14 protein-coding genes are annotated in these 14,373 nt (G+C 73.4%); 7 read left to right on the top strand and 7 right to left on the bottom strand.

All coding sequences use genetic code 11. From position 1 onward, the window contains the following. The first annotated feature begins 34 nt into the window (after positions 1–34). Complete coding sequence (locus tag J2N69_RS09855) at positions 35–742, top strand: PhzF family phenazine biosynthesis protein (protein ID WP_230900392.1); 708 nt, start codon at positions 35–37, stop codon at positions 740–742. A 60-nt stretch (positions 743–802) separates the two neighbouring features. Here J2N69_RS09855 and J2N69_RS09850 read toward each other — a convergent pair whose 3' ends face one another. Both J2N69_RS09850 and map read right to left on the bottom strand, forming a co-directional pair. Beyond that, positions 803–1,516, bottom strand: coding sequence for a biliverdin-producing heme oxygenase (locus J2N69_RS09850; protein WP_230900391.1), 714 nt, complete (start codon positions 1,514–1,516; stop codon positions 803–805). Positions 1,517–1,686: 170 nt separating this feature from the next. Further along, positions 1,687–2,544: a type I methionyl aminopeptidase gene (map, locus tag J2N69_RS09845; RefSeq protein ID WP_230900390.1), complete on the bottom strand. Its 858-nt coding sequence runs from the start codon at positions 2,542–2,544 to the stop codon at positions 1,687–1,689. Positions 2,545–2,640: 96 nt separating this feature from the next. Here map and J2N69_RS09840 point away from each other — a divergent pair, with 96 nt between their 5' ends. Then, positions 2,641–2,868 carry a hypothetical protein gene (locus J2N69_RS09840; RefSeq protein WP_230900389.1) on the top strand — a complete coding sequence of 76 codons (228 nt, stop codon included), beginning with the start codon at positions 2,641–2,643 and terminating at the stop codon, positions 2,866–2,868. 151 nt (positions 2,869–3,019) lie between these two features. Here the strand turns inward: J2N69_RS09840 and J2N69_RS09835 are convergent, their stop codons facing one another. Both J2N69_RS09835 and J2N69_RS09830 read right to left on the bottom strand, forming a co-directional pair. Beyond that, on the bottom strand, positions 3,020–4,297 hold the full coding sequence (locus tag J2N69_RS09835; RefSeq protein ID WP_230900388.1) for an MFS transporter: 1,278 nt from the start codon (positions 4,295–4,297) through the stop codon (positions 3,020–3,022). Positions 4,298–4,362: 65 nt separating this feature from the next. Then, positions 4,363–4,980 carry a hypothetical protein gene (locus J2N69_RS09830; protein ID WP_230900387.1) on the bottom strand — a complete coding sequence of 206 codons (618 nt, stop codon included), beginning with the start codon at positions 4,978–4,980 and terminating at the stop codon, positions 4,363–4,365. A 79-nt stretch (positions 4,981–5,059) separates the two neighbouring features. Between J2N69_RS09830 and J2N69_RS09825 the strand changes: the two genes are divergently transcribed. The 3 genes from J2N69_RS09825 to J2N69_RS09815 all read left to right on the top strand — a co-directional run bounded on the left by J2N69_RS09825 (position 5,060) and on the right by J2N69_RS09815 (position 7,183). Continuing rightward, the gene (locus J2N69_RS09825; protein WP_230900386.1) at positions 5,060–6,136 is read left to right on the top strand and encodes a sialidase family protein; all 1,077 of its coding nucleotides are present in this window, start codon (positions 5,060–5,062) and stop codon (positions 6,134–6,136) included. A 30-nt stretch (positions 6,137–6,166) separates the two neighbouring features. Beyond that, positions 6,167–6,883 (top strand): NADPH-dependent F420 reductase, encoded by a 717-nt coding sequence (npdG, locus tag J2N69_RS09820; protein WP_230900385.1) that lies wholly within the window; start codon positions 6,167–6,169, stop codon positions 6,881–6,883. Between the two features lie 114 nt (positions 6,884–6,997). Then, entirely contained in the window at positions 6,998–7,183 is a 186-nt protein-coding gene (locus J2N69_RS09815) for a hypothetical protein (protein ID WP_127910930.1), read from the top strand. Here the strand turns inward: J2N69_RS09815 and J2N69_RS09810 are convergent. Then, positions 7,173–7,976 (bottom strand): site-2 protease family protein, encoded by an 804-nt coding sequence (locus tag J2N69_RS09810; RefSeq protein WP_230900384.1) that lies wholly within the window; start codon positions 7,974–7,976, stop codon positions 7,173–7,175. The genes J2N69_RS09815 and J2N69_RS09810 overlap by 11 nt on opposite strands. A 100-nt stretch (positions 7,977–8,076) precedes the next feature. Here J2N69_RS09810 and J2N69_RS09805 point away from each other — a divergent pair, with 100 nt between their 5' ends. Both J2N69_RS09805 and J2N69_RS09800 read left to right on the top strand, forming a co-directional pair. Continuing rightward, the gene (locus tag J2N69_RS09805; RefSeq protein ID WP_230900383.1) at positions 8,077–8,697 is read left to right on the top strand and encodes a DUF6578 domain-containing protein; all 621 of its coding nucleotides are present in this window, start codon (positions 8,077–8,079) and stop codon (positions 8,695–8,697) included. 86 nt (positions 8,698–8,783) lie between these two features. Next, a complete protein-coding gene (locus tag J2N69_RS09800; protein WP_230900382.1) occupies positions 8,784–12,212 on the top strand; it encodes an AfsR/SARP family transcriptional regulator in 3,429 nt (1,142 codons plus the stop codon). A gap of 5 nt (positions 12,213–12,217) precedes the next feature. Here the strand turns inward: J2N69_RS09800 and J2N69_RS09795 are convergent, their stop codons facing one another. Beyond that, positions 12,218–13,051, bottom strand: coding sequence for an ABC transporter permease (locus J2N69_RS09795; protein ID WP_230900381.1), 834 nt, complete (start codon positions 13,049–13,051; stop codon positions 12,218–12,220). Beyond that, positions 13,048–14,067: an ATP-binding cassette domain-containing protein gene (locus J2N69_RS09790; protein WP_230900380.1), complete on the bottom strand. Its 1,020-nt coding sequence runs from the start codon at positions 14,065–14,067 to the stop codon at positions 13,048–13,050. Before J2N69_RS09790 ends, J2N69_RS09795 begins: the two co-directional genes overlap by 4 nt. Positions 14,068–14,373 lie beyond the last annotated feature (306 nt).

Genomic DNA, 14,373 nt, shown 5'->3' with positions numbered 1-14,373 from the left:
GCCCGGGCGCGATACCAGGGTGTTCAATACCCGGGTGACTGAACCACTCGGCGGGACGGAACCACCCGGCGTCTTCGAGGTATCCGGCACGTTCGACGTGCTGCGTGTTTTCTGCGGGCCCGACGGTCGGCACGGCAACGAACTCGGTGTCGTGCGCGACGGGGCCCGCATGCGTGCCGTGGTCGACCGCCAGGCGTTCGCGAGGAAACTCGGCTTCAGCGAGACGGTGTTCGTCGACGACCCGGAGCGCGGCGCCATCGACATCTACACCCCCACGCTGCGCCTGCCCTTCGCGGGCCACCCCTGCGTCGGCACCTCCTGGCTGCTCGACGTGGCCGAACTGCGCACGCGGGCAGGTGCGGTGGCGGCCCGGCACGACGGGGAGTTCAGCTGGATCACGGCCCGCGCCGAGTGGGCGCCGCCGCGGACCCTGCGGCGGTACGGCACGGCCGCGGAGGTGGACGCGCTGGAGGTGCCGCCGCCGGGGGAGTGGCTTTACGCGTGGGCGTGGGAGGACGAGGCCGCCGGGCGGGTGCGCGCGCGGGCCTTCCCCGGCCGGGACGACGGCATCGACGAGGACGAGGCGACGGGCGCGGCGGCACTCCTGCTCACGCACGCGTTGAGCCGCGCCCTCAACATCACGCAGGGGCGCGGCTCACAGATCCTCACGGCGCCGGGACCGGACGGCTGGATCGAGGTCGGCGGCAGGGTCCGCCTCGTCCGGGCGGGTGCCGTCGCATAGTCCGGTGCCGTCGCATAGTCCGGTGCCGCCGCATGGGCCGGCGGCTCCGCATGGGCCGGCTCACGCGCTGAGCGGGAACTCCTCGCCCAGCTCGCGGAAGACCGCGGTGTTCAGGGCGAAGGCGCGCTTGCACTCGTCCACGATCCGCTTCTTCTCCAGCTCGTCCGTGACGACCGCGTCGATCCCGTCGAGCAGTTCGCGGTACCCGCGCTTGAACGCGGCCGGGTTGGCGATGCCCTCGAACACGTAGAAGCGCACGCCGTCGCCCTTGCGCGCGAAGCCCCAGGTCTGCTCGGCCTTGCCGCGGATGATCTGGCCGCCGGAGAGGTCGCCGAGGTAGCGGGTGTAGTGGTGGGCGACATAGCCGCCGGGCCAGGTGCGCGCGCACTCCTCGACCCGCGCCGCGTACGCCGCCGTGGCGGGCAGGGGGGTGAGGCCCGTGCGCCAGTCCGCGCCCCGCAGGTGCGCGAGGTCGCGCTCCAGCTCGCGCACGCGCAGCAGCTCGGGCCGGATGAACGGTCCCGCGACGGGGTCCTCGGTCAGCGCCTCGGCGCCGTCCTCCAGGGCGCGGTAGACGAACCACAGCTGTTCCGTGTACCGGGCGTAGGCGTCGACGCCGAGCCGGCCGCCGAGCAGGTCGCTCATGAATGTGGAGGTCTCGGCCTCGGTGTGCTGCTCGTGCGACGCGGTGCGGATGACCGTTGAAAAGGGCGCAGAAGGCGCGAAGGGCGCGACGGGCGTGACCGGGGCGAGCGGCGTGGACGGCGTATCCATGAGGGACCTCCAGGGAGCCGGATGACGGGTGGCGGGAACCAGCGACCGTGAGGAGATCATGGCAAGTTAGGCTTACCTAAGTCAACTGGTTCCCGACGTCCTGTCGGTAAAAACGCTACCCGCCCCAGGACCGGGCAACCACCGCTGCGGCTCACGGCGGCTCCGGCGCCTCAGGGAAGCGTGAGGATCTCCGCCCCGGTGTCCGTCACCACCAGCGTGTGCTCGAACTGCGCGGTCCGCTTCCTGTCCTTGGTGACGACGGTCCAGCCGTCGTCCCACATGTCGTACTCGTGCGTGCCGAGCGTCAGCATCGGCTCGATCGTGAACGTCATGCCGGGCCGGATGGTGGTCGTCGCGTGCGGGCTGTCGTAGTGCGGGATGACCAGTCCGGAGTGGAAGGACGAGTTGATGCCGTGACCGGTGAAGTCACGTACGACGCCGTAGCCGAACCGCTTGGCGTACGACTCGATGACGCGGCCGATGACGTTGATCTGGCGGCCGGGCTTCACGGCCTTGATCGCGCGGTCGAGGGACTCGCGGGTCCGCTCGACGAGCAGCCTGGACTCCTCGTCGACGTCGCCGACGAGGTAGGTGGCGTTGTTGTCGCCGTGCACGCCGCCGATGTACGCCGTGACGTCGAGGTTGATGATGTCGCCGTCCTTGAGGACGGTGGAGTCCGGGATTCCGTGGCAGATGACCTCGTTGACCGAGCTGCACAGCGACTTCGGGAAGCCGCGGTAGCCGAGCGTGGAGGGGTAGGCGCCGTGGTCGCACATGTACTCGTGCGCGACGCGGTCCAGCTCATCGGTGGTCACGCCGGGCGCGATGTGCTTCGCGGCCTCTTCCATGGCACGCGCGGCGATGCGGCCCGCGGTACGCATCAGCTCGATGGTCTCGGGGGTCTGCACCTCGGGCCCCGTGTAGGGGGTGGGGGCGGGTTTTCCCACGTACTCCGGGCGCCTGATGTTGCCGGGTACGGAACGGATGGGGGAGAGCTCCCCCGGGACGAGGAGTGACTGGCCAGACATGCGAGCGAGTTTAGCCAGCCGTCGTGGGGCAGCATGGCGTCAGAGACGGGTGCCGGATGATCGAGGATGCATCCGGCGGGAGAGGAGCGGGCGGTCATGGCACTGTTCAAGAAGCGGACGGTCGGCAAGCCGGGCGAGTGGTACTACTGCCTGGAGCACAAGAAGGTCGAGGAGGGCCCCGACTGCCCCGGCAAGGACCGGATGGGCCCCTACGCCTCACGCCCGGACGCCGAGCAGGCGATGCGGACGGCGGCGGAGCGCAATCTCGAATGGGAGAACGACCCGCGGTGGCACGACACGGTGGGGCGGGGCGAGGACGACTGACCCCTTCGGGGGCTTCGGCGGGACGGCCCCGTTCTCGACCGGCCCCGTTCTCGGCGGTCCGCCGTGAGGGGCCGGGACCGGAAGCCCCCGGAGGCCCCGGAGAGGCTTTGAACGCCCCGGCGGCTGCGACGCGGCGGCTACGCCCCGGCAGCTACGACGAGGCGGCCCGCGCCGCGTCCCGCTCGCGGCGCAGCCTCGCGTCCGCGTCCGTCGTCGCGTCGTACGAGACGAGCCGCGGCAGCGCCGCCGCGAGGACGGCGACCGAGGCCACGCAGGCGAGGCCGCCGGACCAGATGGCGGACCGGGTGCCGGTCCAGCCGGCCGCGGCGCCCGCGCGGACCTGCCCCAGCTGCGGGCCGACGCTGTAGGACAGCACCTCTATGCCGGCGAGGCGGCCCCGCAGCTCGTCGGGGATCGTCTGGTTCCAGATGGTGGAGCGGCCGAGTCCGCTCACCATGTCACCGGCGCCCGCCAGCGCCAGGCACCCCAGCACCACCCACACGTTCGAGAACCAGCCCGCCGCCGTGATCGCGAGCCCCCACCCCGCCGCCCCGAACACCACGAGCAGCCCGTGCCGCCGCACCCGCGACGTCCAGCCGCTGGTGAGGCCGAGCAGCAGCGACCCGACCGCCCCGGCCGCGTACATCAGGCCGAGCGCCCACTCGGCGTCCAGCTCGTCCGCGAGGAAGGGGAAGACCGCGTTCGGGAAGGCGAAGAACATCGCCGCCATGTCCACCGCGTACGTCCCCAGGAGCACCGGCCGTGACCACGCGTACCGCGCGCCCTCGGCGAGGCCCTTCAGGGACGGCTTCTCCGCGTCGTGCGCGGCGGGCGCGGGGGAGAGCCGGGTGCACAGCAGGACCGAGACGGTGAAGCCGGCGACCGTCACGGCGTACGCTGACGCGTGCCCGGCGTAGGCGACGACGAGGCCCGCGAGCGACGGTCCTGCGATCGCGCCCACGTTCCAGCGGAACGAGTTCAGGGCGGCGGCCGCCGTCAGCTGGTCGTGCGGCACGATCCGCGCCATCAGGGAGTCGAGCGCGGGGCGCTGGAGTCCGGAGAGCGCCGAGACGCCCGCCGCGACGACGTACAGGGGCCACAGCAGCGGGGAGGGAAGCAGCGCGTTCACCAGCAGGACCACGGCCAGCAGGCCCAGCGCGGCCTCGCTGAGGAGGATCACCTTGCGCCGGTCCACGGCGTCGGCGAGCGCACCGCCGTACAGCCCGAAGACGACCAGCGGCACCAGCTCCACCGCGCCCATCGCGCCGACGGCGAGCGGCGAGTCCGTCAGCTCCTTGATCTGCAACGGCAGGGCGACCATCGCCATGAAACTGCCGAAGTACGTGACGAGCCCCTGCACCCACAGCAGCCGGAAGTCACGGGTGGAGCGCCAGGGGGAGAGGTCGGGAAGGACCGAGGAGAGAGACACGAGAACTCATGTTCAGCGGCGGCCGACGCGGCGGGCAACCGAATTTCCGCAGCCCCGGAGCCCGCTCACCACCGCGTCGGCGGTGGCGACGTCAGCTGGTCGGCGAGGCGGGAGAGGCGGTCGCGGAAGCGGCGGCGGCCCCGGGGCGCGGGCAGGGCGTTCTCCCCGGCCGCCGCGCTCACCAGGTGCTGCACCGTGTCCAGGTCGAGGTCGTGCGCCGTTCCGGAGTCCTCACCGGGGACGGTCAGCGCCTCGTGGGACAGGGCGCCCAGGTCACCGTCCCCGGAGCCGAGCGCGAGGACGGTCGCACCGGCCTGCCGCGCGTCGTGCACGCGCGTCAGCAGCTCGGCGTCCGGCGCGTCCGGCGCCACGACCAGCAGCGTCTCCCCGCGCCGCGCGGCCTCGATCCGGCCGAGCCCCGTCGACAGGTGCGCGGGATCGGAGGCGAGGACCCGGTGCCGTACGAGGGTGGGCCGCAGCTCCGGTGTGCCGGACCAGGCGGCCTCGTCCACCAGGTGGGCGGCCAGGTGCCAGGGTTCGTAGGCCCGCGTCCCGACGAGCAGCAGCCCGCCGCCGTGCGGCACCACGGACGACCGCAGGGTCCCCGCGAAGCGGCGCGTGGCGCCGAGCCACTCGGTCCCCGCGAGCACTTCGCGCAGCAGTGCCACCCGTACGGCGTCCATGGCGTCGCATCCTGCCCCGACACGTCAGTCGTGACCGGGAGTTCACCCGGAATTCCCCCGGAGTGGGGAAGGGCGGGGGATGACTCATGAGACGTCTGTTCCCTTCCGGGCGGGCCGCGAGGGGTACGCGAGCTTCCGCATACCGGCCGTCGTCACCACCGCCCACGGCACCGTCCTCGCCTTCTGCGAGGGCCGCGTCGGCTCCTCGGAGGACTTCGGCGACATCGACATCGTCCTCAGGCGCTCCACCGACGGCGGCCGCACCTGGGGCCCGCTCCAGGTCGTCGGCAAGAACGGCGCCGACCTCGCGGGCAACCCCGCCCCCGTCGTCCTCGCCACCGGCCGCGTCCTGCTCGTCCACGTCCGCAACGCCGCCTTCGCCACCGAGGACGCCATCCGCCGCGGCAAGGTCTCCGCGGCCGCCGGGCGCCGCATGTGGGTGCAGCACAGCGACGACGACGGCCGCACCTGGTCCGCCCCGCGCGAGATCACCGGCCAGGTGAAGAAGGCGAACTGGCGGTGGTACGCGACCACGCCCGGCCACGCCATCCAGCTCACCACCGGCCGCGTCGTCGTCCCGGCCAACCACTCACTGCCGCCCTCCGGGACGGACAACGGCACCGAGGGCAAGTACAACGGCGGCCACTGCCTGCTCAGCGACGACTCCGGGGCCACCTGGCGCATCGGCTACGTCGACGACAACACCAACGGCTACATCAACGTGAACGAGACCACCGCCGCCGAACTCCCCGACGGGCGCGTCTACTTCAACACCCGCAACGACTCCCCGTCCCCCGGCAACCGCGCCGACGCCCACTCCCGCGACGGCGGCCGCAGCCTCGTCAGGCCCTTCCGACCACAGGCCGGTCTCACCGGTCCCGTCGTCGAGGGCAGCGTCCTCCAGGTGCGCGACCCCGACGTGCTCCTCTTCTCCGGCCCCGCCGACCCCGGCTTCCGCGCCCTGATGACCGTGCGCCGCTCCACCGACGGCGGCACCACCTGGCAGAGCGCCCACACCGTCGACGGCCTGCCGGCCGCGTACTCCGATCTCGTACGCCTCGACGAGGAGAATGTCGGGCTCCTCTACGAGACGGGGGACTTCAGCGCGTACGAGACGATCACCTTCCGGCGCATCCCGTTGGGGGAACTGGTGTAGCGGGCTGTGACCGCTGAGTAAGGTCGCCCCATGACCTCTACAGACAGTGCGCAGAACGCTCCCGCCAAGGCCCCGGCCAAGGACCCCTGGGAGCTGCCCGACGTGTCCGGGCTCGTCGTCGGTGTCCTCGGCGGCACCGGCGACCAGGGGCGCGGCCTCGCCTACCGCCTCGCCCGCGCCGGCCAGAAGGTGATCATCGGCTCCCGCGCGGCGGAGCGCGCGCAGGCCGCCGCCCAGGAGCTGGGACTCGGCGTCGAGGGCGCCGAGAACGCGGAGTGCGCCCGGCGCAGCGACGTCGTGATCGTCGCCGTGCCGTGGGACGGCCACGGCAAGACCCTCGAAGCCCTGCGCGAGGAGCTGCGCGGCAAGCTCGTCATCGACTGCGTCAACCCGCTCGGCTTCGACAAGAAGGGTGCCTACGCCCTCAAGCCCGAGGAGGGCAGCGCCGCCGAGCAGGCCGCCGCCCTGCTGCCGGACTCGCGCGTCACGGCCGCCTTTCACCACCTGTCGGCCGTGCTGCTCCAGGACGCCGACGTCGAGGAGATCGACACCGACGTCATGGTCCTCGGCGAGAGCCGCGCCGACACGGACGTGGTGCAGGCGCTCGCCGCCCGCATCCCCGGCATGCGCGGCGTCTTCGCCGGCCGGCTGCGCAACGCCCACCAGGTGGAGTCCCTGGTCGCCAACCTGATCTCCGTCAACCGCCGCTACAAGGCGCACGCGGGGCTGCGGATCACCGACGTCTAGGGGCCTGACGGGTCCCTGGAGGGGCCCGGGAGGGACGTGGCGGGGCGGGCGCGGGCATGGGGGACACTGGAGGGGTACGTCAGCAACGCCTCGCCCCGACAGGAGCCGACCCCCATGCCCCGCCTCGCTCTGTACGCCCTCGTGGTCTGCGCGCTCGCCGTCGCCGCCGCCGTGATCTCCTTCGTGCAGGGCAGCTGGCTCGGTGTCGTGTGGGTGCTGCTCGCCGGGCTCTCGTCCAACATGGCGTGGTTCTACCTGCGGCGGGCCAAGACGCGCCGGGACGCCGCCGCTACGAGCTGAGGGCCGGCGGAACCTCCTCCGTGCCGTCCCAGAAGCGGTACAGGTCCCGCCCCCAGTAGGTGTCCCACTCGTGGACGCCGAGCCCGCGCAGGACCGCGTCGATCGCGTCGAAGAAGGCGCCGTTGACCTCCGGAATCCACAGCACGGCGAAGACCGCGAGGAGCCCGAACGGCGCGAACGGCTCCACCTGCCGCCGGATCTTGTACGACAGCCAGGGCTCGATCACGCCGTACCCGTCGAGGCCCGGAACGGGCAGCGAGTTCAGGATCGCCGCCGTGACCTGGAGCAGGGCGAGGAACGCGAGGGCGTAGCGGAACGCGTCCGGCACGCCGTCCAGGGTGTCCAGCCAGAACGGGGCGGTGCAGACCACCGCGAACAGCACGTTCGTCAGCGGGCCCGCCGCCGAGATCAGGCTGTGCTTCCAGCGGCCCCGGATGCGGCCCCGCTCGATGAAGACCGCGCCGCCGGGCAGGCCGATGCCGCCCATGATCACGAAGAGGACGGGGAGCACGATGCTGAGCAGCGCGTGCGTGTACTTGAGCGGGTTCAGCGTCAAGTAGCCCTTCGCGCCGATGGTGATGTCGCCGCTGTGCAGGGCCGTGCGGGCGTGCGCGTACTCGTGCAGGCAGAGCGAGACGATCCAGGCCGCCGTCACGAAGAGGAACACGGCGAGCCCCGGGTTGGCCGAGAAGCCGGTCCAGGCCGCCCAGCCGGAGACCGCCGTGACGGCGGCGATCCCGAGGAAGACGGGGCTGATCCGCCGGTCGTCGCGTCGGATGGGGGCGGTGGTCATGGGGCGGGCTCCTGGGGTCGCGGGGGGATCTGCCCGACCGTAGCGGGCGTACGGCGAAAACGTCTCGCGCGTGCCGGTGAGTTCCGGGAGGCTGGGAGCCATGGCGCTGTGGAAGGTGATGTACGCGGACTGGCAGATGGAGTGCTGCGGGGAGCCGTTCGCCGTGGGGGACGAGGTGGCGTGGCCGCTGCTGGTCGACGGCGACCGCCTGGGCGATGCGGGCTGGGCGCCGGACCTCAGCGAGATCGAAGGCCCGGTGGTGGCGCTGGACACACTGGAGGGGGACTGGTCCGGGGGCGGCGCGGATTACGGGGATTATGGGGACGGCGCGGATTACGGGGGCGGCGGGGGCGGCGAGTTCGAGGAGCCGTGGGAGCCCTCGGTCGTCCAGGCCCGCGGTGTCACCGTTCCGTGGGCCCGCCCGCGCCCCTGGCCCGAGCGGGCCCGCCTCGCCGGTCTGCTCACCGTCGAGCGGCACAGCGGCCGGTGGCCGGACACGGTCGGCCGGGTCCGCGCCATCCATGTCGTCACGCAGGGCTTCGCCCAGACCGTCGAGGGATCGGAGACGTACGCGCCGGTGCCGGGCGAGCGGTGGCTGCGCCCCGTCGAGGCGTGTCCCAAGTGGTTCCGGGACGAGGACCTGACCCGGGCGCGACCGGAGCCGGGAAATCCGCGGCAGGAGACCGGCGTTCTGGTGGAGTTGGACGTCCGGGAGACCTGAGGGGCGCCGGGCGGGGAGCGCGGTGGCCCGGGCGGCCGGGCGGGGCCGACGGCGCGACGCGCCGCGGCGGAAGGGACAATGATCCGGTGCGTTACCGCGTTCTCGGGCCGACCCGAGCTGTCCGCGCCGACGGGACCACCGTTCCCGTCGGCGGCGCGCGCCTGCGCGCCCTCCTGGCGGCGCTCGCCCTGCGCGCGGGCCGTTCCGTGCCTGCCGCTGCCCTGGTGGACGAGGTGTGGGGCGCCGACCCGCCCGCCGACGCGAGCGGCGCCCTCCAGGCCCTGGTGGGTCGGCTCCGCAGGACCCTGGGCGCCGACAGCGTCGCCTCGGCGGACGGCGGCTACCGGCTCTGCGCGCACCCCGACGACGTGGACGTGTTCCGCTTCGACCGGCTGGTGGGCGAGGGCAGCCGCGCCCTGGCCGACGGCGACCCGGCCAAGGCGGCCGCCCTGCTCGACGACGCGCTCGCCCTGTGGACCGGCGAGCCCCTCGCCGACCTGCCGGACCGCACGGCCGACGTCGCCCGCTGGCAGGCGCGCCGTCTGGACGCCCGCCGCGCCGCACTGACCGCCGCCCTCGCCCTCGGCCGGGCGGCACAGGTCCTGCCCGACCTCACCGCCCTCTGCGCGACCCACCCCCTGGACGAGCCGCTCCAGGCCCTGCGGCTGCGCGCGCTGCGGGACGCCGGCCGCCCCGCGGAGGCACTCGCCGCGTACGAGGACGTACGACGCGCCCTCGCGGACCGGCTGGGAGCCGACCCCGGGCCCGAACTCCGCGCCCTGCACGGGGAGTTGCTGCACGCCCCGTCACCCTCGCCGTCCCAGCCGTCCACGCCGTCCCCGGCGTCCGCGCCCGTCGAGACGCCGCCGGCGCGGCCCCGGACGCCCGGCAACCTCCGCGCCCGCCTCACCTCCTTCGTCGGGCGCGAGGCCGACATCGAGGCGCTGCGGGCCGACCTCGGGCGGGCCCGGCTCGTCACGCTGCTCGGCCCCGGCGGCGCCGGGAAGACACGGCTCTCCCAGGAGGCCGCCGAGACCCTCGCCGACGACATCCCGGACGGCGTGTGGCTGGCCGAACTCGCGCCCGTCGAGGACCCGGCGGACGTCCCCGAGGCCGTCCTGAGCGCGCTCGGCGCCCGCGAGACCGTGCTGCGCGGCGCCGGCGCCGAGGAGATGCGGGCCCTGGCGGAGCGGCACGTCGAGAATCCCGTCGTACGGCTCGTCGAGCACTGCGCCGGGCGCCGCATGCTGGTCATCCTGGACAACTGCGAACACGTCGTGGAGGCCGCCGCCCGCCTCGCCGACGAACTCCTCACCCGCTGCCCGGGCCTCACCGTCCTCGCCACCAGCCGCGCACCCCTCGGCGTGCCCGGCGAGTCGCTGCGGCCCGTGGAGCCGCTGCCCGAGCCGGTCGCGGTGCGGTTGTTCGCCGAGCGCGGGGCCGCCGCCCGGCCCGGGTTCACCGTCGACGACGACCCGGCCGCCGCGGCCGAGATCTGCCGGCGCCTCGACGGCCTGCCGCTCGCCATCGAACTGGCCGCAGCCCGCCTGCGGTTGCTCACCCCGCGTCAGATCGCCGACCGGCTCGACGACCGCTTCCGGCTGCTGACCAGCGGCGCCCGTACCGTCCTGCCCCGCCAGCAGACGCTGCGGGCCGTCGTCGACTGGTCCTGGGGCCTGCTCGACGCCCCCGAACGCGCCGTCCTGCGGCGGCTGTCCGTCTTCGCGGGCGGCTGCGACCTCGCCGCCGCGGAGGCGGTCTGCGCGGGCGCCGACCGTGGTGACGGTGGCGGCAGCGGTGACGGTGGTGACAGCGGTGACCGTGGTGACCCCGGTGTCAGCGATGATGGTGGTGGCAGCCCGTACGACGTCGCCGACCTGCTCGGCTCCCTCGTCGACAAGTCCCTCGTCGTCGCCGCCCCTTCGCCCCTGCCCGGCGCGGGCATGCGCTACCGCCTGCTCGAAACCGTCGCCGAGTACGCGGGCGAACGGCTCGACGAAGCGGGGGACCGCGCCGCCACCGAGCGCGCGCACCTCGTGCACTACCGCGAGGTCGCCAGGACCACCGACCCCGAACTGCGCGGCAGCGGACAGCTCGCCGCCGTCGCACGCCTCGAAGCCGAGTACGAGAACCTGCGCACCGCGCTGCGGCACGCCGTGGCCGCCGGGGACGAGCACGAGACGCTCTGCCTGGTGCTGTCCCTCTGCTGGTTCTGGGAGATCCGCGGCCTGCGCCTGGAGGCCCGCAACTGGTCCCGCGAAGCCATGGCCCTCGGCCCCGACCCCTTCGCCCCGCCCGTCGAACCCGCCCGCCCGCTCCACGAACCGTGCACGGCCGCGCCGCCGCCCATGCGCCCCGAGGTCCTCGAAGAGGCGCGCCGCGGCGTACGCCTCATCGACCTCGCCTGCATGGACATGGACATGGAGGCGTGGCAGACGCCGCAGGCCGAGGAGCGGCTGCGCGGCATCAGGGAGGCCTACCGGCCGGGGCTGCCGCAGACCTGCCGTATCCCGGGCAGCCTCTGGTTCTTCGCCGTCATGCTCGGCGGCGACGCGGAGCTGCTGCGCGTCACCCTCGACAAGACCGTCGAGACCTGCCGGGAACTCGGCTACGCCTGGGAACTGGCCGGCGCCCTCCAGATGCGCGCCAACCTCCTCGCCGGCCACGCCGACCGGGCGGGCCAGGCGAGCCGCGACGCGGACGAGGCACTGCGCGGCTTCACCCGCCTCGGCGACGCCTGGGGCATCGCCGAGGCACTCTCCGCGCGGGGCGAGTCACGGGAGCGCTGCGGCCGCTTCGCCCTCGCCGCCGAGGACTACGAAGCCGCCGTCACCTACGCCGAACAACTCGGCGCCCAGAGCCAGGTCGCCCTGCTCAAGGCCCGCCTCGGCTCGGTCCTCACGGAGACGGCCGACGGCTTCGACCGCGGCGAGGCGATCCTGCGGGAGGTCCTCGCGAACAGCGGCCGGGTGCACGCGGTCGAGGCCCTGCCCGCCGCCCGGCTCTTCCTCGTCGGCACGCTCGGCCGCACCGGCCGCCTCGACGAGGCGCGGGACCATCTGCGGTGGCTGCGCGAGGAGTTCAATGTCGTCGGCTACGCCGTCTTCGACAGCGTCGTGCTCGGCCTCCAGGCCTGGCTCGACACCCTCGGCGGCCGGTGCGCCGAGGGCGTCGCCGCGGCACGCGTCGCCATCCAGGAGGCCCGCGCGCCCCTGTCGCTGATGGTCGCGCCGCAGGGCGTCGCCATCCAGCTGCGCATCGCCGCCCGCGCCCTGGCCGCCCTGGACGGCGGCAGCCGCGCCGCCGACGCCGCCCGGCTGCTCGCGGTCGCCGCGCGGGAGCAGCCCGAGGGCCACTACGCGAACGCGATGGAGCGGGAGATCCGCGACGACGCCGTCCGGCTCGCCCGCGCCGCGCTCGGCCCCGCCGCGTACGAGGCCGCGTACGCCGAGGGCGGCGGCCTCACGCTGGACGAGGCCACCGCCCTGTGCACGGTGACGGCACGGAGCCGCTGACCGGCTCAGCTCTTGGTGCGGAACTTGTGGATGGCGATCGGCGCCATCACCAGCGTCAGCGCCGCCGACCAGCCGACCGTCACCCACACGTCGTGCGCGATGGGGCCGCCGAGCATCAGGCCGCGCGCGCTGTCCGCGAGCGAGGACAGCGGGTTGTAGTCGGTGAAGGCCTGGAGCCAGCCCGGCATCGACTTGGTCGGCGCGAAGATCGACGAACCGAACTGGAGCGGCATCAGGACCAGGAAGCCCATCGCCTGCACGGACTGGGCGCTCTTCATCGAGACGCCGAGGACCAGGAAGATCCACATGATGGCCGTGCCGAAGAGCGCGGAGAGGCCCACGGCGGCGAACAGGCCGCCCCAGTGGGTGATGTCGAAGCCCACGAGGACACCGACGATCATCATGATCGTCGTCGCGATGAGCAGCCGCATCACCTCCACCACGATCTTGGCGAAGAGCACCGAACCCTGGCCGATCGGCAGGGTGCGGAAGCGGTCCATGATGCCGTTCTGGAAGTCCTGGTTGAAGCCGGTGCCGACGGCCATGGCGATGTTCATGCTCATCATCGCCATCATGCCGGGGACCACGTACTGCACGTACTCGTCCTGACCGCCGCCGAGGGCCTGGCCGATCGAGCCGCCGAAGACGTACACGAACAGGAGCGTGAAGACGATCGGCATCAGGACCGCGTCGAACATCGACTCCGGGTCCTGGCGTATCCACAGCAGGTTGCGGCGTACCAGCGCGCTCGTGTGGCGTACGTGGGCGCGCAGGCCTATGCGGGCGTCGGCCTCCTGACCCCGGGCGAGGGGCGGCGGCGCGAGAGTGGTGCTGCTCATACGGCAACCTCCTCGAGTGCGGGGCGGGCGTCCTGCGGGGCGCCGGCCTTCTGGCCGGTGATGGAGAGGAACACCTCGTCCAGGCTGGGCAGTTCGGTGGCGATCGAGCCGATCGTGATGCCGCGCGCGGTGACCGCGCCGACCACGGCGGTCAGCTGCTCGTCGCTGAGGATCGGGACCAGGACCGTGCCGGACTCGACGTCCACCGTGGAGGTGGCGAGGCCGGTCAGCCCGAGGTCGTCCAGGGCGTTCGCGAGCGGGCGCAGCTCCAGCGGGTCGGCGGGGCGCACGCGCAGGGTGCGGCCGCCGACCTTCGCCTTCAGCTCGTCGATGCCGCCGCTGGCGATGACCTTGCCGCGGTCGATGACCGTCAGCTCGGAGGCCAGCTGCTCGGCCTCCTCCATGTACTGGGTGGTCAGCAGCACGGTGACGCCGTCGGCGACCATCCGCTTGACCTCGGCCCACACCTCGTTGCGGGTGCGGGGGTCGAGGCCGGTCGTCGGCTCGTCCAGATAGAGCACGGCCGGGCTGCCGATCATGGAGGCGGCCAGGTCGAGGCGGCGGCGCATGCCGCCGGAGTACGTGTGCGCCGGGCGCTTGGCGGCCTCGGTGAGGGAAAACCGCTCAAGGAGGCCGTCGGCCCGGGACCAGGCCTCCTTGCGGGGCAGGTCGAGCAGCCGGCCGATCATGTACAGGTTCTCGCGGCCCGAGAGCTTCTCGTCCACCGAGGCGTACTGGCCGGTCAGGCCTATCACCCGGCGGAGCTGGCGGGGCTGGCGGGTCACGTCGTACCCGGCGACGACGGCGGTGCCGGCGTCCGGGGTGATCAGGGTGGACAGGCAGCGTACGAGGGTGGTCTTGCCGGCGCCGTTCGGGCCGAGCACGCCGAGGACGGTGCCCTCGCGTACGTCCAGGTCCACGCCGTCCAGTGCCTTGGTCGCGCCGTAGTGCTTGACCAGTCCCCTTACGGTGACCGCGCTCCCTGCGCCGCCGGGGTTCTTGTCGATTCGCGTCATGAGGTACAAGGTGTCAGGCGGCACCGACAAACCGCCGACATCCTGCCGACAGGGGGGTACGAGGGGTTGTGGGCCGGGGGTACCCGGCACTCGGCGGCTGCCCCCTGCCCCGCCGCTTCGCGCCGGACCTCTCCCACCCGCCCGCCCGTTACTCGGGGGCTGTCCCCTGTCCCGTCGCTCCGCGCCGGACCTCTCCCACCCGCCCGCCCGTTACTCGGCGGCTGCCCCCTGTCCCGTCGCTCCGCGCGGATCTCTCTCACCCGCCGAGTAACGGGTGGGTGGGTGGGCAAGCGACCGCCGCGGAGC

The sequence above is a fragment of the Streptomyces huasconensis genome (assembly GCF_021028635.1).
GTDB lineage: Bacteria > Actinomycetota > Actinomycetes > Streptomycetales > Streptomycetaceae > Streptomyces > Streptomyces huasconensis.
This window is presented reverse-complemented; position numbering and strand designations above follow the sequence as displayed.

What these genes read in the sequence shown, in the direction of transcription:
- J2N69_RS09850 (WP_230900391.1), bottom strand. Translation starts at nt 1,516, where the DNA reads ATGGATACGCCGTCCACGCCGCTCGCCCCGGTCACGCCCGTCGCGCCC.
- map (WP_230900390.1), bottom strand. Translation starts at nt 2,544, where the DNA reads ATGTCTGGCCAGTCACTCCTCGTCCCGGGGGAGCTCTCCCCCATCCGT.
- J2N69_RS09840 (WP_230900389.1), top strand. Translation starts at nt 2,641, where the DNA reads ATGGCACTGTTCAAGAAGCGGACGGTCGGCAAGCCGGGCGAGTGGTAC.
- J2N69_RS09830 (WP_230900387.1), bottom strand. Translation starts at nt 4,980, where the DNA reads ATGGACGCCGTACGGGTGGCACTGCTGCGCGAAGTGCTCGCGGGGACC.
- J2N69_RS09825 (WP_230900386.1), top strand. Translation starts at nt 5,060, where the DNA reads ATGACTCATGAGACGTCTGTTCCCTTCCGGGCGGGCCGCGAGGGGTAC.
- npdG (WP_230900385.1), top strand. Translation starts at nt 6,167, where the DNA reads ATGACCTCTACAGACAGTGCGCAGAACGCTCCCGCCAAGGCCCCGGCC.
- J2N69_RS09815 (WP_127910930.1), top strand. Translation starts at nt 6,998, where the DNA reads ATGCCCCGCCTCGCTCTGTACGCCCTCGTGGTCTGCGCGCTCGCCGTC.
- J2N69_RS09810 (WP_230900384.1), bottom strand. Translation starts at nt 7,976, where the DNA reads ATGACCACCGCCCCCATCCGACGCGACGACCGGCGGATCAGCCCCGTC.
- J2N69_RS09805 (WP_230900383.1), top strand. Translation starts at nt 8,077, where the DNA reads ATGGCGCTGTGGAAGGTGATGTACGCGGACTGGCAGATGGAGTGCTGC.
- J2N69_RS09795 (WP_230900381.1), bottom strand. Translation starts at nt 13,051, where the DNA reads ATGAGCAGCACCACTCTCGCGCCGCCGCCCCTCGCCCGGGGTCAGGAG.
- J2N69_RS09790 (WP_230900380.1), bottom strand. Translation starts at nt 14,067, where the DNA reads ATGACGCGAATCGACAAGAACCCCGGCGGCGCAGGGAGCGCGGTCACC.